13 protein-coding genes, 1 tRNA gene and 3 rRNA genes are annotated in these 23,025 nt (G+C 41.8%); 12 read left to right on the top strand and 5 right to left on the bottom strand.

Annotation, left to right across the window (positions count from 1 at the left end):
* Window positions 1–280: 280 nt before the first annotated feature.
* A complete protein-coding gene (gene cysS / locus L4F91_RS09270; protein WP_250363583.1) occupies window positions 281–1,660 on the bottom strand; it encodes a cysteine--tRNA ligase in 1,380 nt (459 codons plus the stop codon).
* A 112-nt stretch (window positions 1,661–1,772) separates the two neighbouring features.
* Here cysS and L4F91_RS09265 point away from each other — a divergent pair, with 112 nt between their 5' ends.
* The 3 genes from L4F91_RS09265 (at window position 1,773) to L4F91_RS09255 (ending at window position 3,799) form a co-directional block, all read left to right on the top strand.
* Window positions 1,773–2,282: a peptidylprolyl isomerase gene (locus L4F91_RS09265; RefSeq protein ID WP_250351644.1), complete on the top strand. Its 510-nt coding sequence runs from the start codon at window positions 1,773–1,775 to the stop codon at window positions 2,280–2,282.
* Window positions 2,283–2,375: 93 nt separating this feature from the next.
* Window positions 2,376–2,993 (top strand): NUDIX hydrolase, encoded by a 618-nt coding sequence (locus tag L4F91_RS09260; protein WP_250363582.1) that lies wholly within the window; start codon window positions 2,376–2,378, stop codon window positions 2,991–2,993.
* An 11-nt stretch (window positions 2,994–3,004) separates the two neighbouring features.
* Window positions 3,005–3,799 carry a TatD family hydrolase gene (locus L4F91_RS09255; RefSeq protein WP_395896120.1) on the top strand — a complete coding sequence of 265 codons (795 nt, stop codon included), beginning with the start codon at window positions 3,005–3,007 and terminating at the stop codon, window positions 3,797–3,799.
* Window positions 3,800–3,820: 21 nt separating this feature from the next.
* Here the strand turns inward: L4F91_RS09255 and nrdG are convergent, their stop codons facing one another.
* The 4 genes from nrdG to gapA form a co-directional block, all read right to left on the bottom strand.
* Window positions 3,821–4,291, bottom strand: coding sequence for an anaerobic ribonucleoside-triphosphate reductase-activating protein (gene nrdG / locus L4F91_RS09250; RefSeq protein WP_265777373.1), 471 nt, complete (start codon window positions 4,289–4,291; stop codon window positions 3,821–3,823).
* Window positions 4,292–5,385: 1,094 nt separating this feature from the next.
* Window positions 5,386–7,512: an anaerobic ribonucleoside-triphosphate reductase gene (nrdD, locus tag L4F91_RS09245; protein ID WP_395896118.1), complete on the bottom strand. Its 2,127-nt coding sequence runs from the start codon at window positions 7,510–7,512 to the stop codon at window positions 5,386–5,388.
* 305 nt (window positions 7,513–7,817) lie between these two features.
* Window positions 7,818–9,614 carry an AMP-dependent synthetase/ligase gene (locus L4F91_RS09240; protein WP_395896116.1) on the bottom strand — a complete coding sequence of 599 codons (1,797 nt, stop codon included), beginning with the start codon at window positions 9,612–9,614 and terminating at the stop codon, window positions 7,818–7,820.
* Between the two features lie 295 nt (window positions 9,615–9,909).
* Complete coding sequence (gene gapA, locus L4F91_RS09235; protein WP_250349497.1) at window positions 9,910–10,914, bottom strand: glyceraldehyde-3-phosphate dehydrogenase; 1,005 nt, start codon at window positions 10,912–10,914, stop codon at window positions 9,910–9,912.
* A gap of 416 nt (window positions 10,915–11,330) precedes the next feature.
* Here gapA and gmk point away from each other — a divergent pair, with 416 nt between their 5' ends.
* From gmk to rrf, 9 genes are all read left to right on the top strand, one after another.
* A complete protein-coding gene (gmk, locus tag L4F91_RS09230; RefSeq protein ID WP_250363573.1) occupies window positions 11,331–11,957 on the top strand; it encodes a guanylate kinase in 627 nt (208 codons plus the stop codon).
* Between the two features lie 66 nt (window positions 11,958–12,023).
* Entirely contained in the window at window positions 12,024–12,290 is a 267-nt protein-coding gene (gene rpoZ / locus L4F91_RS09225) for a DNA-directed RNA polymerase subunit omega (RefSeq protein WP_250349499.1), read from the top strand.
* Window positions 12,291–12,365: 75 nt separating this feature from the next.
* On the top strand, window positions 12,366–14,489 hold the full coding sequence (gene spoT / locus L4F91_RS09220) for a bifunctional GTP diphosphokinase/guanosine-3',5'-bis pyrophosphate 3'-pyrophosphohydrolase (RefSeq protein WP_395896113.1): 2,124 nt from the start codon (window positions 12,366–12,368) through the stop codon (window positions 14,487–14,489).
* On the top strand, window positions 14,489–16,570 hold the full coding sequence (recG, locus tag L4F91_RS09215) for an ATP-dependent DNA helicase RecG (protein WP_395896111.1): 2,082 nt from the start codon (window positions 14,489–14,491) through the stop codon (window positions 16,568–16,570). Before spoT ends, recG begins: the two co-directional genes overlap by 1 nt.
* Window positions 16,571–16,638: 68 nt before the next feature.
* Window positions 16,639–17,445 carry a glutamate racemase gene (gene murI, locus L4F91_RS09210; RefSeq protein WP_395896110.1) on the top strand — a complete coding sequence of 269 codons (807 nt, stop codon included), beginning with the start codon at window positions 16,639–16,641 and terminating at the stop codon, window positions 17,443–17,445.
* Window positions 17,446–17,802: 357 nt separating this feature from the next.
* Window positions 17,803–19,346, top strand: a 16S ribosomal RNA gene (locus tag L4F91_RS09205).
* A 90-nt stretch (window positions 19,347–19,436) separates the two neighbouring features.
* Window positions 19,437–19,512, top strand: a tRNA-Glu gene (locus L4F91_RS09200).
* Between the two features lie 209 nt (window positions 19,513–19,721).
* Window positions 19,722–22,620 (top strand): 23S ribosomal RNA (locus tag L4F91_RS09195).
* A gap of 102 nt (window positions 22,621–22,722) precedes the next feature.
* A 5S ribosomal RNA gene (gene rrf / locus L4F91_RS09190) occupies window positions 22,723–22,838 on the top strand.
* The 16S, 23S and 5S rRNA genes sit together here with 1 tRNA gene alongside, the layout of an rRNA operon.
* The last annotated feature ends 187 nt before the right edge of the window (window positions 22,839–23,025 follow it).

Below are 23,025 nucleotides of genomic sequence, written 5' to 3'. Positions count from 1 at the left end.
CTAAGCTGTGGGAAAATGCTATTAATAACTAAAATTCAACATATAGGAAAGTAAGCTATGATAAGCAAATTGAATGATGATAAAAATCGACCATACAATAAATGGAACTATAAATAGTATATAGTTTTTAAACAAAAACGATTTGTAGCCTTGTAGGCAAAGGTGAGTGAATAAGGATAAGCTGAGAGACATTATTCACTTGTCTCTGTTGAGGACATAAAAATTTAGAGATAAAGTCTAAAGATCCGCACGTTTTACGTGCGGATGTGATTATCAAGGTTTATTGCTTACGCCACGTTGTGCCATTTGCACCGTCTTCTAATACAATGCCCATTGCATTGAGTTGATCGCGGGCTTCATCAGCGGCAGCCCAGTTTTTAGTTGCTCGGGCTTCGTTGCGTTGTTTAATTAAGGCTTCGATTTTGGCGACTTCGTCATCGTCAGCGCCAGCTTGTAAGAAACGTTCAGGGGCTTGCTGTAATAAGCCTAAAATATCACCTAACTCACGCAAGCGGGCGGCAAGTTGAGAGGCTTTGATTTTATCTTCCCCTTTCAATTTATTGATTTCACGCGCCATTTCAAAGAGTACAGAGAGGGCATTTGGTGTGTTGAAATCATCATCCATCGCTTCTTTAAATTGTGCGACAAATGCTTCGCCACCTTGCGGGGCAACATTCGGATCGGTATCACGTAATGCCGTGTATAAACGCTCTAATGCGCCTTGTGCAAGGTTAAGATTTTCTTCACTGTAATTGAGCTGGCTACGATAATGGGCAGTGAGTAAGAAATAACGTACCACTTCGCCGTGATAATGATTTAATACATCGCGAATGGTGAAGAAGTTGCCAAGGGATTTCGACATTTTTTCTTTATCCACCATAATCATTCCTGAGTGAATCCAGTAATTGACGTATTCGCCATCGTGCGCACAGCAAGATTGCGCAATTTCATTTTCGTGGTGTGGGAACATTAAATCTGAGCCACCACCGTGAATATCAAAATGATCCCCAAGTTGTTTACTATTCATTGCTGAGCATTCAATATGCCAACCCGGGCGACCTTTTCCCCACGGAGAATCCCAACTTGGTTCATTGGGTTTAGACATTTTCCATAACACAAAATCCATTGGGTTTTTCTTGATTTCAGAAATTTCAATTCTTGCCCCGGCTTGTAATTGAGTGAGATCTTGGCGAGAAAGTTTGCCATACTGTGGGAAACTTTCTATATCGAACATCACATCGCCATTTTCTGCCACATAAGCGTGACCACGTTGAATTAATTTTTCAACAATATCAATAATTTCAGGAATATGATGGGTGGCTCTTGGTTCAATATTTGGGCGTAAAATGTTGAGCGCATCAAAATCACGATACATTTCAGCGACCATTCGATCCACTAATTGCTCACAGGTTTCTTTATTTTCTAATGCGCGTTTAATGATCTTGTCATCCACATCGGTAATGTTGCGTACATAAGTGAGATCGTAACCCAAATAGCGTAAATAACGCGCAATCACATCAAAACAAACAAAAGTGCGTCCGTGTCCGATATGGCATAAATCATAAACGGTAACACCGCACACATACATCCCCACTTTATTGGCTTCAATGGGAGTAAAAATTTCTTTCTCTCGGCTTAATGTATTGAAAATTTTTAGCATTTGTTTGTTTCTCTTGAAATGATGAATTAGACAAAATAAATGAGCTGGAATTATACCGCACTTTTATGAAATAATAACCGCCTTTATCAGTTAGAGGAATATAACGATGACAATGGTTACTTTACACACCAATTTGGGTGATATCAAACTTACTTTAAATAGCGAAAAAGCGCCACTTACCAGCGAAAATTTTTTAACCTATTGTAAAAATGGGTTTTATGATAACACAATTTTCCACCGTGTTATTAATGGCTTTATGATCCAAGGTGGTGGAATGGAAGCGGGAATGAAGGAAAAAAATACCAATGCGCCTATCAAAAACGAAGCCAATAACGGTTTAAGCAATAAACGTGGGACTATCGCAATGGCTCGCACCTCTGATCCGCATTCTGCAACAGCACAGTTTTTTATTAATGTAGCAGATAATACGTTCTTGGATTACCGTTCTAAACAAATGTTTGGTAAAGAAGTGGTACAAGATTGGGGCTATGCCGTATTTGGTGAAGTCGTGGACGGTATGGATGTCGTAGATAAAATCAAAGGTGTAAAAACCGGCAATAAAGGCTTCCACCAAGATGTTCCTGTGGACGATATTGTCATTCAGTCTGTTACAGTGGAATAAGATTGACGAAATAAAAGGAGGCTTGCCTCCTTTTAAAATAACTAAAATTTTTACCGCACTTGATTTTTACTATCTTCTCTAAGGAAGCGTACGATGCAAAATGAAAAATGGTTGCAATGGATAATCGAATTGCAAGGATTAGCACAAGCTGGCTTATTTTATTCTGAAAACAAATTTGATTTAGAACGCTTTCAACGGATTAGAGAAATTAGCGCTGAAATGTTGCAAGCCCAATCTAATTTACCTTTAGCGCGTGTTACCCAGTTATTTTGCAATGAAAATGGTTATCAAACGCCAAAAATTGATACTAGAGCGGCAATTTTTCAAGATAACCAAATTCTATTGGTACAAGAAGAAAATGGCTTGTGGGCGCTCCCCGGCGGTTGGTGTGATGTGGTTGCCACCGTCAAAGAAAATGTGTTGAAAGAAGTAAAGGAAGAAGCAGGGCTAGATGCCATAGCCGAGTTTGTTATTGCCTTGCAAGATCATACTAAAAATAACCCTCCTGCGTTGGCGCATAATGTATGTAAAGTGTTCATTTATTGCCGTGCTATAGGGGGAGAATTTAAACCAAATAGCGAAACCTTAGCCAGTGGTTATTTTTCCTTACAGAATTTGCCACCTTTGGCAACGGGCAAAACAACAGAAGCACAAATAAAAATGTGCTTTGAAGCACATTACGCCAAACATTGGCAGACCATTTTTGATTAACAGGAATTCTCGTGCCATTTTTTGATACTCACACTCATCTTGATTATTTATTGGCTAGCACTCAACAGCCTTTGGCGGAACTGATTGAAGAAAGCCAACAAGCTGGCGTTGAGAAAATGTTAGTGGTGGCAGTGCAAGCAGAAGATTTTAATAATATTGAAAAACTCACCGCACTTTATCCTAAACAGCTTTATTATGGCTTGGGTTTACATCCATTATATATTGCTCGGCATCGCTTAGCAGATTTAGACCTATTGGCACAGCGGCTTGCTCAGCGTTCTAACAATCTGACTGCGGTAGCTGAAATTGGCTTAGAAAAAGGCGTGCCTGAGCTATTAACGCCTGCATTATGGCAAAAACAATGCGAATTTTTAGAAGCTCAACTTCATTTAGCGAAAGACAATCAATTACCAGTGAATTTACATTCACGCAAATCTCACGAGGATCTTTATCGTTTTTTAAAAAACGCCCAACTTAGCATTACGGGCGTGGTACACGGTTTCTCAGGCAGTTATGAACAAGCCAAACGCTTTGTCGATTTAGGCTATAAAATTGGCGTAGGCGGTGTGATTACCTATGCGCGTGCGAACAAAACTCGTGAAACCATTAAACGTCTGCCTTTAGATAGCTTATTGCTTGAAACCGACAGCCCGGATATGCCCGTATTTGGTTTTCAAGGTCAGCCTAATCGCCCAATGCGCATACGAGAAACCTTCAATGCATTATGTGAATTAAGATCAGAACGTCCCGAAGACATTGCCGAGCGAATTTGGCAAACTAGTTGTGCGTTATTTGCTGAGAAATAGTGCCATATTAGTGATGTAAAATTAGTCAATTTTCAAGCGATAAATGACCTGATTAGCCGAACCTCGCCATATTAAAGAGGGATCGGCTTGTTCTTGGATAAATTTACCATCAATCAGTACGTCAATATAAGGTAACATTTCGCGTTGTAATTCATTGAGTTCCGCAAGTTGATAGCCTGTCCAAAGCCAGATGTCTTTGTCTGGGCATTCTGTTTTGATGCGTTTGACTAAGGCGAGTAAAGTTGGCACGTTGCGTGGGTGGAGGGGATCTCCGCCTGATAAACTGAGTCCTTGCCGTTTAATACGTTGATCTTGAAGATCACGGATAATTTGATCTTCCATTGCTTTATCAAATCGCACACCAGCACTAAATGACCAGCTTTTTTGGTTATAGCAACCTTTGCAAGCGTGTTCGCAACCACTGACAAAGAGTGTGCAACGTGTGCCTTCACCGTTTACGATATCAACGGGGTAATATTGGAGATAGTTCATTTTATTTTATTGTTTATCTTGAATAATTAATTTTTTCTTTGTGATTGATAACGGATTTCGCCGTTGGCGACTTCCTTTCTTTTGCTTACCCAAAAGAAAGGAAGCAAAGAAAAGGGAACCCCGATCAAACCGCTTTTTCCTCATTCTAATAAAATTTTCTTAACGAAAAATCAGCCTGATGTTCGCTTCGCTCTCGCTCGGCGTGATTTTTCTAAAAATTTTATCTTCATTCGGGCGGTTTGGACGGGGAAATTCGGTTAAGGCGAATTTTAAAGTGCGGTGAGAATCTTTGAGTTTTACAAAGAGTAAAGAAAATTCTCGATCTTAGTCACAGAGCGACTGTGTTACCTAACCGCCTATGGCTCGTAGGTGGTGAAGTAGCTTCCTGAACAAATCTCCCCACCCCTCTTTACTAAAGAGGAGCTTGAACGTTCCCGCTTTATAAAATCTGAGGTTGAATACAGTATCTCCCCGTTTATTTCAGAAGGGCTTCAAAATCCTTCTCTATGATCTGGAGAAGATAATGAATTAATCTCCCGTGTAAATTGCCTTCATTTTTAACAAATTTTTAGAAAAGTAATGCCTGAACGCAGCGTAGCGAGTATGGGCTTACTTTTCGTTAAGAAAATTTGCTAAAAATGAAGAACAGCAATTTAGTCGGGGGCTTTTTTCTTTGCCTACTTTCTTTTGAGCAAGCAAAAGAAAGTAGGTCGCCCAACGGTGAAATCTGTTATCAATCCCAAAGAAAAAAGCAAGTAATAAAGTGTGGGCATTTTCCACAGAATTTTAAAAAATCCAAAAATTTCTATCGCACTTTAAAGTTCATCTTAACCGCATTCCCCGTCCAAACCGCCCGAATGGAGATAAAATTTTTAGAAAAGTAACGCCTGAACGTAGCGTAGCGAGTATGAGCTTACTTTTCGTTAAAAAACTTTATCAGGATGAGGAAAATGCGGTTTGATCGGAGTCTCTTTTCTTAGCTTCCTTTCTTTTGGGTAAGCAAAAGAAAGGAAGTTGCCAACGGCGAAATCCGTTATCAATCATAAAGAAAAAAGCAATTTAACCTTAAACAAAATTCTCACTCCATTCTCCAATTATAAATGTTTCACTCTTCTTTTCACCTCTTCTTGTTTACCCGCATTAAACGGGCGTGCATCGGGGCTACCGAGATAACCACAAACACGGCGAGTAACAGAGACTTTTTCACTGTCGTGATTACCACATTTAGGGCAAGTAAAGCCTTTGCTGGTGCAATGGAATTCGCCCGTGAAACCGCATTCATAGCATTCATCGATGGGCGTGTTTGTCCCGTAATAAGGCACGCGGTCGTAGCTGTAATCCCAAACATCTTCTAAGGCTTTGAGATTGTGTTGAATATTTGGGTATTCGCCATAACAAATAAAGCCTCCACTTGCTAATGGGGGATAAGGCATTTCAAAGTCGAGTTTATCGTAGGGATTGACCTTTTTTTCTACGTCAAGATGATAGCTGTTGGTGTAGTATCCCTTATCCGTTACTCCTTGAATGATGCCAAATTGCTTGGTATCTAGGCGGCAGAAGCGATCGCATAAATTTTCACTTGGTGTGGAATAAAGGCTAAAGGCATAGCCTGTGTCTTGTTGCCATTGTTTTGCTGCATTGCTTAAATATTCTACAATAGCAATGCCTTTTTGACGTAGATATTCATCATCATAAATATGACCCTTTTGATAAAGGGCGTTAATGGTTTCGTGGATACCAATATAACCTAGGGAAATGGAAGCACGTCCTTGCTTAAAGATAGTTGCGACATTATCATCCGCATTTAAGCGAACCCCGCAAGCCCCTTCCATATAGAGAATAGGGGCAACCCGTGCTTTGGTGTTTTCGAGACGTGCAATACGTGTCATTAAGGCTTTTTTCGCAATAGCAAGGCGTTCATCAAGTAATGCGTAAAAACGTTGTTCATTACCTTGAGCCTCTAGTGCAATACGCGGTAAATTTAGACTAACCACACCGAGATTATTACGCCCATCGTGAATAAGCTCACCATTTTCCTCATAAGCGCCTAGGAAGCTGCGACAGCCCATTGGCGCTTTAAATGATCCCGTTACCTTAACCACTTGATCATAGTTAAGAATATCAGGATACATCCGTTTGGAAGCACATTCTAAAGCCAGTTGTTTAATATCATAATTGGGATCGCAGTGTTGCTGATTTATTCCTTTTTTAATCGTGAAAACCAATTTAGGAAAGACGGGGGTTTTGTGATTTTTTCCTAAGCCACGAATACGATTACGCAAAATGGCTTGTTGAATTAAACGGGCTTGCCAACTTGTTCCTAAACCGAAACCAAAGGTAACAAAAGGGGTCTGTCCGTTGGAGGTATGTAGGGTATTGACTTCATATTCCAATGATTGAAAGGCGTCAAAACATTCTTTTTCAATCAAGGCGTTCGCATAATTTTCTGGTTCAGGGATATTCCATTGTTGGGCGGTTTTTAAATGCTTTTCATAGCTCAGCTGAACATAAGGGGAAAGTACTTCATCAATACGATTAATTGTGGTTCCGCCATAAATATGGCTCGCCACTTGTGCAATAATTTGGGCGGTTACTGCGGTAGCGGTGCCAATTGATTTAGGCGGTTCAATCTCCGCATTGCCCATTTTAAAACCGTGCGTGAGCATTCCTTTGAGATCCACCAACATACAATTAAACATTGGAAAGAATGGGGCATAATCTAAATCGTGGTAGTGAATTTCGCCTTTTTCGTGCGCTTCTACGACATCACGAGGTAGAATATAACGCTTTGCATAATGCTTCGCCACAATACCGGCAAGTAAATCCCGTTGCGTAGGAATGACTTTAGCATCTTTGTTCGCGTTTTCATTGAGTAATTCCACATTACTTTGTTCAATCAGCCCTTCAATATCTTGGGTGAGCTGACTACGTTTTTCGCGTGCTAAATCTCGATCGTGGCGATATTCAATATAAGCCCGTGCGACTTGCGGATAAGCACTTGTCATTAATTGATTTTCAACCAATTGTTGGATTTCGTTAATATCAATGTCTTGCTGATATTGTGCAAAAATGTCATTGGCAATCTGTTGTCCCATTGTGTGGCAATAATCCTCATTATGAATGCCAACGGCTAAGGCTGCTTTACGAATTGCATTGATGATGCGTTGAATATCAAATTGCGCGCGTGAACCATCGCGTTTGATGACAAAAAACGAACTCATTGTATAACCCCTATATATTGTGTTTTTATGTTTTGAAAAGCACTATATATAGATTTTTACCAAATTCAACTGATAAAAAATAAGGTTTTTTAGCTTGTTTTTTGAGCGAAATGACGTGGAGAAGTTGATTTTACTAGGCAATTTTCATCTTTATTTATGAGAATTATTCTCAATAAATTGTCAATTTTATTGATATAGATCAAAGTTTATAAAAATAAAGTGCGGTGAAAAATTTGCGAGTTTTTGCTGTTGTGAAGAGAAATGAAAAATGGAAAATGCGGTGAAAAATCACCGCGCTTGGTTTTTTATTGATACATGGCTTCAATTTGTGCTTTGTAACGTTCCAAAATCACTTTTCGACGTAGTTTCAATGTGGGGGTAATTTCATTCATTGCGGTAGTAAAGGCTTCTGGTAGCAAGGTGAATTTTTTTATTTGTTCAAAGCTTGCTAACTCTTTTTGCAATTCATTTAAACGTTTTTCAAAAAGCTGAATAATTTCAGAATGTTTGAGCAACTCCATTCGATCTTGATATTTAATATTGAGTTTTTTCGCATATTCTTCTAAAGAGGCAAAACAAGGCACAATCAAGGCGGAAACATATTTTTTCGCATCAGCAATCACGGCAATTTGTTCAATAAATTTATCTTTTCCAATTTTTCCTTCAATATGTTGAGGGGCAATATATTTACCGTTTGAGGTTTTCATCAGCTCTTTAATGCGATCCGTGATGTAGAGATGTCCTTGCTCATCTAATTTACCAGCATCACCAGTTTTCAAAAAACCGTCAGCGGTAAAGGCAGTAGCAGTTTCCGCTGGTTTTTTGTAATAACCACGCATAACCATCTCGCCACGCACTAGGATTTCATCGTTTTCGCCAATTTTAACCTCGGCGCCGGGCATTAACTTGCCGATAGAATTTGGCTCAAAATGATCATCTTCCCAGCAAGAAACGGTAGCGGTGGTTTCTGTCATACCATAGCCCAGCTTAATGTTAATGCCAATGCTGTGGAAAAATAGCCCAATAGTGGGATCTAATTTTGCACCGCCACAGGGCATCATACGAATACGTCCACCGAGCAAGTGGCGTAATTTGCTCAACACTAATTTATCCGCTAAGAAAAATTGCTGTTTAAGCCAAAATGGAATAGGCAGTTTTTGGCTTTTGCGATCAAAATAACGATGCCCCACGTTCATTGCCCAGTTAAATAGCGCACGGCGAAGTTTGGGTGCTTGTTGCACTTTATCGTGAATAGCGGTGTAAATTTTTTCGTAAAAACGTGGCACCGCACACATTAATGTTGGGCGGATAGCACTTAACGCAGGGCGAACTTGATCGGTGTTTTCAATATAGCAATTCACTGCACCACGATGTAGTACATAGGCGACCCAAGCACGTTCAAAAATATGTGAGAAAGGCAGAAAAGAAAGGGAAATATCCTGTTCTGTAATGGGCTTTAATGCTTGATCGTGCGCTTTAAGTTGATGGGCAAGGTTAGCATAATCTAACATCACGCCTTTTGGTTCACCTGTTGTGCCAGAAGTATAAATAAGGGTAAATAAATCATTCAGTTGTTTATTATCGAGACGTTGTTGTAATGCTGTGGGATTGGTTTGAGATCCTGTTGCAATAAAGTTTGCCCAACTGCAAGCCAGTGGATGATTGTGCAGTTGAATGCTGTCTTTCATCGCCACAATATGCTGTAACTGTGGACAATCCGCAGCAATGTGTAATGCTTGTTCATACTGTTCTTGATCGCCAACGAAGAGAATTTTTATATCGGCATCATTAATAATAAACGCGGCCTGCTGTGCGGTATTGGTTGCGTAGATTGGTACGGTAATGGCACGAAGTTGTAATGCTGCGATATCGGCAATTGTCCAGCGTGGCATATTATGGGAAAAAATGCCAATTTTGTCTTGTACATCAATATGATGGGCGAGTAGTGCAAGAGAAAGTTCGTTTACTTGTTGTTGAAAGCTAGCCCAAGAAATATCGTGCCATTGTTGATTTTCAAAATAACGAAGTGCGGTGTTATTTTTTAATGTTTTTGCTTGCTGTTGAAAACGGCTCACAAAATGAAAATCAAGGGTATTTGTCATTCTTCTTTATCCTATTTACCTAATTATGATTTTTTAGCGTACAGTTGTAGGCTAAATATAATCGTTAATCCAATAAAAAGCGAGAAAAATCCGCTGAAAAATGCGGATAATCAGTGATTTTGTGAGCGATGTAACAGTTTTAACGAGCGAACAGTTGTTCATTTTTATGTTATGAAGAAAAGAAATGTTTTTCCAGAGAAAGGCAAATAGAGAGAAGCAAGAATAAATCAGCGAGAAAAATTTGGTGAAAAAAACCGCACTTTAAAAGTGCGGCTTAATTTTAAATGATTTTTAATTAGCCTTTGTAGTTGTGAATATGAGCTACTAAGTCTAATACTTTGTTTGAATAACCTGTTTCGTTATCGTACCAAGATACTAATTTAACGAAAGTATCAGTTAATGCGATACCTGCTTCTGCATCAAATACAGAAGTTAATGCACAACCGTTGAAGTCTGTTGATACTACTGCATCTTCAGTGTAGCCTAAAACGCCTTTTAATTCGTTTTCAGAAGCACGTTTGATTTCTGCACAGATCTCAGCGTAAGTTGCTGGTTTTTCAAGGTTTACAGTTAAATCAACAACAGAAACATTTGGTGTTGGAACACGGAATGCCATACCTGTTAATTTACCGTTTAACTCAGGAATAACTTTACCTACTGCTTTTGCTGCACCTGTTGAAGATGGAATGATGTTTTGAGCCGCACCACGACCACCACGCCAGTCTTTCGCTGAAGGACCATCAACTGTTTTTTGGGTTGCTGTGGTTGCGTGAACAGTGGTCATTAAACCGTCTTTGATTCCCCATTTGTCGTTGATTACTTTCGCTAATGGTGCTAAACAGTTTGTTGTACAAGAGGCGTTTGAAACGATATCTTGACCTGCATAAGTATCAAAGTTTACGCCGTTTACAAACATTGGTGTCGCATCTTTAGATGGACCGGTTAATACAACTTTTTTCGCACCCGCTTCAATGTGTTTACGAGCAGTTTCATCAGTTAAGAAGATACCTGTTGCTTCAACAGCAATATCAACACCAATTTCGTTCCATTTTAAGTTTGCAGGATCGCGCTCAGAGGTAACACGGATAGTTTTACCGTTTACCACTAAATGGCCATCTTTTACTTCAACTGTGCCATCAAAACGACCGTGAGTTGAATCATATTTTAGCATATATGCCATATATTCAACGTCGATTAAATCGTTGATACCTACTACTTCGATGTCATCACGTTGTTGTGCTGCACGGAATACGATACGACCGATACGGCCAAAACCATTGATACCAATTTTAATTGCCATAAGTTTTTCACCTATAATTTAAGTTAAACAAAAGGGTTACGGTGCATAGAAAGAATTTCTATTTTCCGTTCGCTGCGGATTATAGCACGCTTTTTAGATAGGGTGAAACTAACTCGCAAGAAAACCGTAAAACATTTGTGATCTACATCAAAACTTTGCGGATCAGCCAGTTAGCTTGTTTTTATTTTGTCAATATTAAGTAAAAAAACACCGCACTTTTAGGGATTGTTGATAATTTATTTCGCCGTTGAGCGGGGGGCTATTTTTGTGAGAGCAAGGCGAAAGTGGCAAAGTTGAGTTATGCTAAACGAACCACATTCAACGCAGTTACCACGAAAAATATCCCCTGCCCCTAATGATTTTTTTCTGATTTATCGGCATAATGAGCGTAATTTGATGGAAATTGAGGATAAACAATGAGCCAGGGTAACCTTTATATTATTTCTGCCCCAAGTGGTGCGGGAAAATCATCTTTAATCGCCGCATTATTAGCAAAAGAAACAGGGCGTAAAATGATGGTTTCTGTTTCCCATACCACCCGCTCACCACGCCCGGGCGAAGTGGATGGCGTGCATTATCATTTTGTGAGTAAAGCGGAATTTGAGCATTTAATTGAACAAGATTTATTCTTGGAATATGCGAACGTATTTGGCGGAAATTATTATGGCACCTCCTTACCAACGATTGAAAAAAGTTTGGCGCAAGGCATTGATGTTTTTTTAGATATTGATTGGCAAGGGGCGCAACAAATTCGTGCCAAATTACCGAGTGTAAAAAGTATTTTTATTTTGCCTCCTTCTGTGAGTGAATTAGAGCGCCGTTTAATTGGACGTGGACAGGATAGCGCAGAAGTGATTGCCGATCGAATGGCAAAAGCCACCAGTGAAATGTCTCATTATGATGAATATGATTATGTGATTATTAATGATAATTTTGAACAAGCTGTGGCAGATTTACAGCACATTTTACGCGCCGAATGTTTAACCAAAAGCTATCAACAAACGCAAAATATCGCTTTAATTCATCAATTACTGGCAAAATAATTGACATTTTAGTATCATTAGATCCCTTTTATTTATTGAAGAAGTTTAACTGATTGGAGTAAATTTATGGCTCGTGTAACAGTGCAAGATGCGGTAGAACAAATTGGTAACCGTTTTGATTTAATTTTAACCGCAGCACGCCGTGCAAGAGAATTACAATTGCATATTCGCCAACCTTTGGTGCCAGAAGACAATGACAAGCCAACAGTCATTGCATTGCGTGAGATTGAGAAAGGCTTGATCAATAATGAAATTATGAATGCGCACGAGCGTCAAGATGCCTTAGAGCAAGAGGCAACAGAACATCACGCAGTATCTTTATTATCTTCATAAGCGATAAAAGTGCGGTAGTTTTTTGTTTTATTTTTATCCTTCGCAATAAAATTTGAATAAAAAGTTAGGTGTCCTTTGTACTTATTTGAACGTTTAGAGCATATTATTCGCGGCTACTTGCCTGCTGAACAAATTGAATTAGTAAGACGTGCATATATTATCGCAAGAGATGCGCACGAAGGACAGTCTCGCTCTAGCGGTGAGCCGTACATCACACACCCTGTTGCGGTGGCCTCCATTATTGCGGAAATGCGTTTAGATCACGAAGCGGTGATGGCAGCCTTGTTGCATGATGTGATTGAAGACACACCTTATACCGAGGCGCAGCTTGAAGCCGAATTTGGTACGAGTGTTGCTGAAATTGTAGAGGGTGTTTCTAAATTAGATAAACTCAAATTTCGCACACGCCAAGAGGCGCAAGTAGAGAACTTCCGTAAAATGATCTTGGCAATGACACGAGATATTCGTGTTGTGCTTATTAAATTGGCTGATCGCACCCATAATATGCGCACACTTGGCGCATTACGCCCGGATAAACGGCGTAGGATTGCAAAAGAAACCCTTGAAATTTACGCTCCTCTTGCTCATCGTTTAGGGATAGAACATATTAAAAATGAGCTAGAAGATCTCGGTTTTGAAGCGATGCACCCGCAGCGTTATGCGGTATTACAAAAAGTAATAAAAATTGCGCGTGGTAACCGCAAAGATATGATTGAGCGGATTTCCGATGAAATTAAAGGACGTCTGGGGGATGTGGGTATTGATGCACGCGTCTTTGGGCGAGAAAAACACCTTTATGCCATTTACCAAAAAATGCGCCTCAAAGATCAGCAATTTCATTCTATTATGGATATTTATGCTTTCCGTGCGGTAGTGAAAGATGTTGATACTTGCTACCGTGTGCTAGGACAAATGCACAGCTTATATAAGCCACGTCCCGGTCGAGTAAAAGATTATATTGCTGTGCCGAAAGCAAATGGCTATCAATCCTTACATACTTCTATGATTGGTCCACACGGCGTGCCGGTGGAAGTGCAGATTCGTACAGAAGAAATGGATCAAATGGCAGAAATGGGGGTGGCAGCGCATTGGGCATATAAACAAGGCGGTAAGAATGATAGCACCACGGCACAAATTCGCGCACAACGTTGGTTACAAAGCCTGATCGAATTGCAACAAAGTGCGGGGAATTCTTTTGAATTTATTGAAAGCGTAAAATCAGAATTTTTCCCGAAAGAAATTTATGTCTTTACCCCGAAAGGACGCATTGTTGAATTGCCTGTAGGGGCAACAGCAGTTGATTTTGCCTATGCGGTTCATTCTGATATTGGTAATGCGTGTGTTGCAGTAAATGTTGATCGCAAACCTTACCCACTCTCTCAACCGTTGCAATCAGGACAAACAATAGAAATTATCACCGCGTTAAATGCGCGTCCTGATGTGGCTTGGCTTAATTTTGTGGTTACCGCAAAAGCACGTTCTAATATTCGTCATGCCTTGAAAAATATGCGTTCAGATACCGCTATTCTATTAGGTAAACGTCAGCTCACGAATGCCTTATTGCCACATAAATTAGAACAGATTTCACCACAACGTATTAATACGTTGCTAAATGAACTTAAACTTAATCGTTTTGAGGATTTGCTAGCTGAAATTGGTTTAGGCAATCAGATGAGTGCGGTCATTGCCTATCGTTTACTTGGTGAAAGCATTGAAATTGATACCGATGGTGATCTAAGTAATAATAAAAGCATTTTTGCTATTAATGGTTCAGAAAATTTATTAACAACATTCGCACAATGTTGCCATCCTATTCCTGGCGATCCAATTATGGCTTATGCGAGTCCCGGCAAAGGACTTGTTGTACATCATGAAGCTTGTGCAAATTTGCGTAATCATGAAGACAATAAAGAGCATTATACGCCTGTTACGTGGGAAAATAGTGAGAATAAAGTCGATTTTGAAACAGAATTACGCATTGAAATGATTAATCAGCAAGGGGCGTTGCCTAATTTGACATCGAATATTTCCGCAATGGACAGTAATATTCATAGCATTTGGACGGAAGAGCAAGACGGACGTTTATATCAAATTGTCGTATTGCTTACCGCAAAAGATACCCATCATTTAAGCCAAATTATGCGAAAAATCAAGACAACGCCGGGTTTTGTCAGTATTGAACGTAATATTAATCGCTAATGACAACAGATATTCTTGGGGCTGTACCGCTTACTACACTATCAGGCGTGGGAGTGGCAGTTTCGGCGAAATTAAGCCGAATTGGTATTAATAATCTACAAGATCTTCTCTTTCATTTACCGAGTCGTTATGAAGATCGTACACGCATTACGCCTATTATTGATCTTCGTCCTGAGCAATATGCGACGATCAGTGCGACAGTTCAGCTCTGTGAAGTGCAGTTTGGACGTCGCCCAATTCTAATCGTCGTGGTATCTGATAGCACATCAAAATTAACTTTACGTTTTTTCAATTTTAACGCGGCAATGCGTAACAGTTTTCAGGTGGGAACACGGGTAAAAGCCTTCGGTGAAATTAAGCGTGGTCGTTTTATGGCAGAAATTCATCACCCTGAATATCAAATTATTCGTGATGATGCTCCTTTAGTTATGGCAGAAACGCTTACCCCCATTTATTCTACCACTGAAGGTTTAAAGCAAAACGCTTTACGAAAACTCACCGATCAAGCGCTGGCGTTGTTAGATAAAATCCAGTTGCCAGAAATTCTACCTGATGAATTTAATCCTTATCCATACAGTTTGAAAGAGGCGCTCCGATTTTTGCATCGTCCGCCACCCGATGTTTCGCTGGAAATGCTCGAAAAGGGACAGCACCCAGCGCAAGTGCGATTAATTTTTGAAGAATTATTAGCTCATAATTTGGCAATGCAAAAAGTGCGGTCAAATATTCAGCAATTTTTTGCTTTGCCCTTGCACTATCAAACGGATCTAAAACAGCACTTTTTACAGCGTTTGCCATTTACCCCAACTAATGCACAACATCGTGTTGTGCAGGATATTGAGCGAGATTTACAAAAGCCTTATCCAATGATGCGATTGGTGCAAGGTGATGTGGGATCAGGGAAAACCTTGGTTGCAGCGTTAGCCGCACTCGTCGCAATTGATAACCAAAGGCAAGTGGCATTAATGGCACCGACGGAAATTTTGGCTGAACAGCATTTTGTCAATTTTCAACATTGGCTTGAGCCTTTTGGTATCAAGGTCGGTTGGCTTGCCGGAAAAGTGAAAGGTAAGGCACGCCAAACCGTATTAGAACAGATGAAATCAGGTGAAGTGCAGATGATTGTTGGTACGCACGCCTTATTTCAGCAGGATGTAGAATTTAATGATCTCGCTTTAGTGATTATTGATGAACAGCACCGATTTGGCGTACATCAGCGTTTAATGTTACGGGAAAAAGGTGAAAAATCAGGAAATTATCCACATCAACTGATAATGACGGCAACCCCTATTCCGCGCACCTTAGCGATGACAGTTTATGCTGATTTGGATACCTCTATTATTGATGAATTGCCACCGGGAAGAACGCCCATTACAACGGTTGCGATTTCAGAAGAACGCCGTGCTGAAATTGTTGCACGCGTGTATCAGGCTTGTGTGAATGAAAAACGTCAAGCATATTGGGTTTGTACGCTTATTGATGAAAGTGAAGTCTTAGAGGCGCAAGCCGCAGAAGCAATTTGGCAAGATCTGACAAACGCTTTACCTAATTTACGTATTGGCTTAGTTCATGGGCGAATGAAGCCGACAGAAAAGCAAGACATTATGGCAAGTTTTAAAGCGGCAGAGCTGGATGTTCTTGTGGCCACAACGGTAATTGAGGTGGGGGTTGATGTACCTAATGCAAGTTTGATGATTATCGAAAATGCTGAACGGCTTGGCTTATCTCAACTCCACCAACTGCGTGGACGTGTAGGGCGGGGAAGTACGGCCTCGTTTTGTGTACTAATGTATAAACCACCATTAGGAAAGGTATCAAAAAAACGTCTGCAAGTGTTACGTGAAAGTCAAGATGGTTTTTATATTTCAGAAAAAGATCTTGAAATCCGTGGACCGGGGGAAGTATTGGGAACAAAACAAACAGGGGTAGCTGAATTTAAAGTGGCAAATTTAATGCGCGATCGCAAAATGATCCCAATGGTTCAGCAGTATGCCAGAGAAATAATTCACAAATATCCACAACTTTCGGACGCCTTGATTCAGCGTTGGCTTGACGAGAAAACCATTTATTCCAATGCGTAAACTTTACCTTGAGATATCCTATACTAAGGTATAAGATCACCTCAACTTGAATTGCTTTTTAATAATAAATGACAACCTTATCTAATCCGCCTACCATTTTATTTTTTGATTCTGGCATTGGGGGCTTGAGTGTATATCGTGAAGTTAAAACACTTTTGCCTTATTGCCATTACCTTTATTGTTTAGACAACGCATTTTTTCCTTATTCTGAAAAAGAAGAGCAGGCGATTATTGAACGTTGTGTCTTGATTTGTCAGAAAATTTCGCAACAACATCCGATTGATTTAATTGTGATAGCTTGTAATACCGCAAGCACAGTCGTTTTGCCAGCATTACGAGAAAAATTTTCTTGCCCAGTTGTTGGTACAGTACCGGCAGTAAAACCTGCTGCACAGCAAACAGAAACAGGGATTATCGGATTACTTGCCACTAAAGGTACAGTAAAACGACCTTATGTAGATAAGCTGATTCAAGATTACGCAATGCATTGTACTGTTGAAAAGCTAGGAAGCACGGAATTGGTGAAAATGGCAGAAGAAAAATTACAAGGGAATCCCATTGATCCCATAAAACTTTTATTTGAAGTCAAAGAATGGCAACGGAATTTATCATTAGATACGGTGATTTTAGGTTGTACCCATTTCCCATTCCTAAAAGCAGAACTAAAAGCCTGCTTGCCACAGGTGAAATATTTTTTAGATCCAAGTAAAGCAATTGCTAAACGAGTCAAGGATTTGCTTGGAGAACCAACGCAAAAAACAGTCAAACAGAATTTGGTGTATTGTACAAAAGAAAGTAAAGAACAGCCTTCTTTATTAAAGGTATTTAAACAATTTGGCTTTTCAAGCTTACGAACGCTTATTTTAGATAAATAGCCAATAATTAAGTGCGGTATAAAAATTCACTAAATTTTCACCGCACTTTGCAGAAGAAATCATCAGTGTGATTTTAAAATAGTCAGTCGTCATCATTTTTATGTTTTTTTATTATTTTTTACAAAAAAAGACTTGCAAAGATTTTCGAGATGTCTATAATACGCCGCACACAACGACGCGACGTTGTAGAAATTAAGATGATACAAATCGCGTCGTTCTTTTTTGCTCTTTAACAATCAATCAGACAATCTGTGTGGGCATTCGTTGATTTTCAAAAAGATTTAAAATTTAGAAATCAATGATGCTTAACTTGAAATTCGAAAAGAATATAACGTTATGTATTCATTGAGCGAGATTAAACTGAAGAGTTTGATCATGGCTCAGATTGAACGCTGGCGGCAGGCTTAACACATGCAAGTCGAACGGTAACGGGTTGAAAGCTTGCTTTCGATGCTGACGAGTGGCGGACGGGTGAGTAATGCTTGGGAATCTGTTTTATGGAGGGGGATAACCATTGGAAACGATGGCTAACACCGCGTAATATCTGAGGATTAAAGTAGTGGGACCGGAAGGCCACTAGCCATAAGGTGAGCCCAAGTGGGATTAGGTAGTTGGTGGGGTAAAGGCCTACCAAGCCTGCGATCTCTAGCTGGTCTGAGAGGATGACCAGCCACACTGGGACTGAGACACGGCCCAGACTCCTACGGGAGGCAGCAGTGGGGAATATTGCGCAATGGGGGGAACCCTGACGCAGCCATGCCGCGTGAATGAAGAAGGCCTTCGGGTTGTAAAGTTCTTTCGGTGATGAGGAAGGTTGACGTGTTAATAGCGCGTTGATTTGACGTTAGTCACAGAAGAAGCACCGGCTAACTCCGTGCCAGCAGCCGCGGTAATACGGAGGGTGCGAGCGTTAATCGGAATAACTGGGCGTAAAGGGCACGCAGGCGGTAAATTAAGTGAGATGTGAAATCCCCGAGCTTAACTTGGGAATTGCATTTCAGACTGGTTTACTAGAGTACTCTAGGGAGGGGTAGAATTCCACGTGTAGCGGTGAAATGCGTAGAGATGTGGAGGAATACCGAAGGCGAAGGCAGCCCCTTGGGGAGATACTGACGCTCATGTGCGAAAGCGTGGGGAGCAAACAGGATTAGATACCCTGGTAGTCCACGCTGTAAACGCTGTCGATTTGGGGGTTGGGCTTTGAGCTTGGCGCCCGTAGCTAACGTGATAAATCGACCGCCTGGGGAGTACGGCCGCAAGGTTAAAACTCAAATGAATTGACGGGGGCCCGCACAAGCGGTGGAGCATGTGGTTTAATTCGATGCAACGCGAAGAACCTTACCTACTCTTGACATCCAAAGAAGGTTTTAGAGATAAGACTGTGCCTTCGGGAACTTTGAGACAGGTGCTGCATGGCTGTCGTCAGCTCGTGTTGTGAAATGTTGGGTTAAGTCCCGCAACGAGCGCAACCCTTATCCTTTGTTGCCAGCATGTAGAGATGGGAACTCAAAGGAGACTGCCAGTGATAAACTGGAGGAAGGTGGGGATGACGTCAAGTCATCATGGCCCTTACGAGTAGGGCTACACACGTGCTACAATGGTGCATACAGAGGGAAGCGAGCCTGCGAGGGTGAGCGAATCTCAGAAAGTGCATCTAAGTCCGGATTGGAGTCTGCAACTCGACTCCATGAAGTCGGAATCGCTAGTAATCGCGAATCAGAATGTCGCGGTGAATACGTTCCCGGGCCTTGTACACACCGCCCGTCACACCATGGGAGTGGGTTGTACCAGAAGTAGATAGCTTAACCGAGAGGGGGGCGTTTACCACGGTATGATTCATGACTGGGGTGAAGTCGTAACAAGGTAACCGTAGGGGAACCTGCGGTTGGATCACCTCCTTACCGAAGAGAAGACGAATGTTCACACAGATTGGTTGATTGATGTTAGACAATGAGAAGCAAAGGATGTAGTAGAGATTACCTTTATATGTAGTCCCCTTCGTCTAGAGGCCTAGGACATCGCCCTTTCACGGCGGTAACAGGGGTTCGAATCCCCTAGGGGACGCCATATAAAGCTAATTTTATAGCGAATTGCTCTTTAACAATGTAAAAACAAGCTGAAAACTGAAGAGACTTTCAAGCCGGTGATAAAAGATAAAGTTTATCATTGAATTGAAGAAGTCTGAGTAAAAGAAGACTTACTTGAACAAAAGCAAGTAAGCGATTCTCAACGAATGACGATGATAGCTTTAAGGAAAAAAATCCTTGAGGTTGTATAGTTAAGTGAGAAAGCGTACAGGGCGGATGCCTTGGCAATCAGAGGCGAAGAAGGACGTGCTAATCTGCGAAAAGCGTGGGTGAGTTGATAAGAAGCGTTTAACCCACGATGTCCGAATGGGGAAACCCGATAGGTGAAGAACCTATCATTGTTTACTGAATAAACTAGGTAAACAAGGCGAACCGGGAGAACTGAAACATCTAAGTACCCCGAGGAAAAGAAATCAACCGAGATTCTGTGAGTAGCGGCGAGCGAAAGCGGAGTAGCCAGTAAGTGATAGCGAGTGATTTAGGAGAATTGACTGGGAAGTCAAGCGAAACAGGGTGATAGCCCCGTATCTGAAAAATCGCGTGTGGTACTAAGCTTACGAGAAGTAGGGCGGGACACGAGGAATCCTGTTTGAAGATGGGGGGACCATCCTCCAAGGCTAAATACTCCTGATTGACCGATAGTGAACCAGTACTGTGAAGGAAAGGCGAAAAGAACCCCGGTGAGGGGAGTGAAATAGAACCTGAAACCCTGTACGTACAAGCAGTGGGAGCCCTTTTGGGTGACTGCGTACCTTTTGTATAATGGGTCAGCGACTTATATTTTGTAGCGAGGTTAACTGAATAAGGGAGCCGAAGGGAAACCGAGTCTTAACTGGGCGGCTAGTTGCAAGGTATAGACCCGAAACCCGGTGATCTAGCCATGGGCAGGTTGAAGGTTGGGTAACACTAACTGGAGGACCGAACCGACTAATGTTGAAAAATTAGCGGATGACCTGTGGCTGGGGGTGAAAGGCCAATCAAACCGGGAGATAGCTGGTTCTCCCCGAAATCTATTTAGGTAGAGCCTTGTGTGAATACCTTTGGGGGTAGAGCACTGTTTCGGCTAGGGGCCCATCCCGGGTTACCAAACCGATGCAAACTCCGAATACCAAAGAGTACTGCACAGGAGACACACGGCGGGTGCTAACGTCCGTCGTGGAGAGGGAAACAACCCAGACCGCCAGCTAAGGTCCCAAAATCTATATTAAGTGGGAAACGAAGTGGGAAGGCTTAGACAGCTAGGATGTTGGCTTAGAAGCAGCCACCATTTAAAGAAAGCGTAATAGCTCACTAGTCGAGTCGGCCTGCGCGGAAGATGTAACGGGGCTAAAATATAGTACCGAAGCTGCGGCATCAATCGAAAGATTGTTGGGTAGGGGAGCGTTGTGTAAGCGGAAGAAGGTGGTTCGAGAGGATTGCTGGACGTATCACAAGTGCGAATGCTGACATAAGTAACGATAAAACGGGTGAAAAACCCGTTCGCCGGAAGACCAAGGGTTCCTGTCCAACGTTAATCGGGGCAGGGTGAGTCGGCCCCTAAGGCGAGGCTGAAAAGCGTAGTCGATGGGAAACGGGTTAATATTCCCGTACTTGGTAAAGCTGCGATGTGGGGACGGAGAAGGTTAGGTTAGCGTACTGTTGGAGATGTACGTTTAAGTTGGTAGGTGGGTAGACTAGGCAAATCCGGTCTACTGTCAACACAGAGAGATGATGACGAGGCTCTAAGGAGCTGAAGTAACTGATACCACACTTCCAGGAAAAGCCACTAAGCTTCAGGCTTTACTAAACCGTACTGAAAACCGACACAGGTGGTCAGGTAGAGAATACTCAGGCGCTTGAGAGAACTCGGGTGAAGGAACTAGGCAAAATAGCACCGTAACTTCGGGAGAAGGTGCGCTGGCGTAGTGTGAAGTTCTTTGCGAATGGAGCATGAACCAGTCGAAGATACCAGCTGGCTGCAACTGTTTATTAAAAACACAGCACTCTGCAAACACGAAAGTGGACGTATAGGGTGTGATGCCTGCCCGGTGCTGGAAGGTTAATTGATGGTGTAATCGAAAGAGAAGCTCCTGATCGAAGCCCCAGTAAACGGCGGCCGTAACTATAACGGTCCTAAGGTAGCGAAATTCCTTGTCGGGTAAGTTCCGACCTGCACGAATGGCATAATGATGGCCAGGCTGTCTCCACCCGAGACTCAGTGAAATTGAAATCGCCGTGAAGATGCGGTGTACCCGCGGCTAGACGGAAAGACCCCGTGAACCTTTACTATAGCTTGACACTGAACCTTGAATTTTGATGTGTAGGATAGGTGGGAGACTATGAAGCGGTAACGCCAGTTATCGTGGAGTCGTTGTTGAAATACCACCCTTTAACGTTTGATGTTCTAACGAAGCGCCTGAAACGGGTGTTCGGACAGTGTCTGGTGGGTAGTTTGACTGGGGCGGTCTCCTCCCAAAGCGTAACGGAGGAGCACGAAGGTTTGCTAATGACGGTCGGACATCGTCAGGTTAGTGCAATGGTATAAGCAAGCTTAACTGCGAGACAGACAAGTCGAGCAGGTGCGAAAGCAGGTCATAGTGATCCGGTGGTTCTGAATGGAAGGGCCATCGCTCAACGGATAAAAGGTACTCCGGGGATAACAGGCTGATACCGCCCAAGAGTTCATATCGACGGCGGTGTTTGGCACCTCGATGTCGGCTCATCACATCCTGGGGCTGAAGTAGGTCCCAAGGGTATGGCTGTTCGCCATTTAAAGTGGTACGCGAGCTGGGTTTAGAACGTCGTGAGACAGTTCGGTCCCTATCTGCCGTGGGCGTTGGAGAATTGAGAGGGGCTGCTCCTAGTACGAGAGGACCGGAGTGGACGCATCACTGGTGTACCAGTTGTCTCGCCAGAGGCACTGCTGGGTAGCTAAATGCGGAAGAGATAAGTGCTGAAAGCATCTAAGCACGAAACTTGCCTTAAGATGAGTTCTCCCCGACTTTAAGTTGGTAAGGGTTGTTTGAGACTAAGACGTAGATAGGCTGGGTGTGTAAGCGATGTGAGTCGTTGAGCTAACCAGTACTAATTGCCCGAGAGGCTTAACTATACAACACTCAAGGGTTTTGGCTTGTTTTTGATTGAAAGAGTAGGGATTTTAGAGCGAAAGGCTTTGAAGTCTATAAAGAAGAGAGATAAGCGAAAGAATTATCTTGGCGGCGTTAGTGCAGTGGACCCACCTAAATCCATGCCGAACTTAGAAGTGAAACGCTGTAACGCCGATGGTAGTGTGGGAGTTTCCCATGTGAGAGTAGGGCACCGCCAGGTTTTGAATGAAAGAAGAACGCCATTGAGGGAACTCAGTGGCGTTTTTTGTATTTGGAGGGAATAGAAGCAGAGAAGCATCACTGAGAATGAATAGGCTAGATTGAACCATAATCTAAAGATAAAAGATATTATATATAAGTATATTTAAAGGCTATTAATTATGTCTTGATATGTTTTGGGTATAAAA

The organism is Avibacterium sp. 20-126 (genome assembly GCF_044358625.1).
In the GTDB taxonomy this organism is placed as follows: domain Bacteria; phylum Pseudomonadota; class Gammaproteobacteria; order Enterobacterales; family Pasteurellaceae; genus Avibacterium.
Note: the sequence above shows the minus strand (reverse complement) of the source record. Positions and strands in the feature narration are given on the sequence as shown.

Bases quoted from the DNA above. Each gene is read 5' to 3' on its own strand.
- rpoZ (WP_250349499.1), top strand. From the start codon at position 12,024: ATGGCTCGTGTAACAGTGCAAGATGCGGTAGAACAAATTGGTAACCGT.
- gmk (WP_250363573.1), top strand. From the start codon at position 11,331: ATGAGCCAGGGTAACCTTTATATTATTTCTGCCCCAAGTGGTGCGGGA.
- L4F91_RS09240 (WP_395896116.1), bottom strand. From the start codon at position 9,614: ATGACAAATACCCTTGATTTTCATTTTGTGAGCCGTTTTCAACAGCAA.
- cysS (WP_250363583.1), bottom strand. From the start codon at position 1,660: ATGCTAAAAATTTTCAATACATTAAGCCGAGAGAAAGAAATTTTTACT.
- nrdD (WP_395896118.1), bottom strand. From the start codon at position 7,512: ATGAGTTCGTTTTTTGTCATCAAACGCGATGGTTCACGCGCGCAATTT.
- murI (WP_395896110.1), top strand. From the start codon at position 16,639: ATGACAACCTTATCTAATCCGCCTACCATTTTATTTTTTGATTCTGGC.
- L4F91_RS09260 (WP_250363582.1), top strand. From the start codon at position 2,376: ATGCAAAATGAAAAATGGTTGCAATGGATAATCGAATTGCAAGGATTA.
- nrdG (WP_265777373.1), bottom strand. From the start codon at position 4,291: ATGAACTATCTCCAATATTACCCCGTTGATATCGTAAACGGTGAAGGC.
- recG (WP_395896111.1), top strand. From the start codon at position 14,489: ATGACAACAGATATTCTTGGGGCTGTACCGCTTACTACACTATCAGGC.
- gapA (WP_250349497.1), bottom strand. From the start codon at position 10,914: ATGGCAATTAAAATTGGTATCAATGGTTTTGGCCGTATCGGTCGTATC.
- L4F91_RS09265 (WP_250351644.1), top strand. From the start codon at position 1,773: ATGGTTACTTTACACACCAATTTGGGTGATATCAAACTTACTTTAAAT.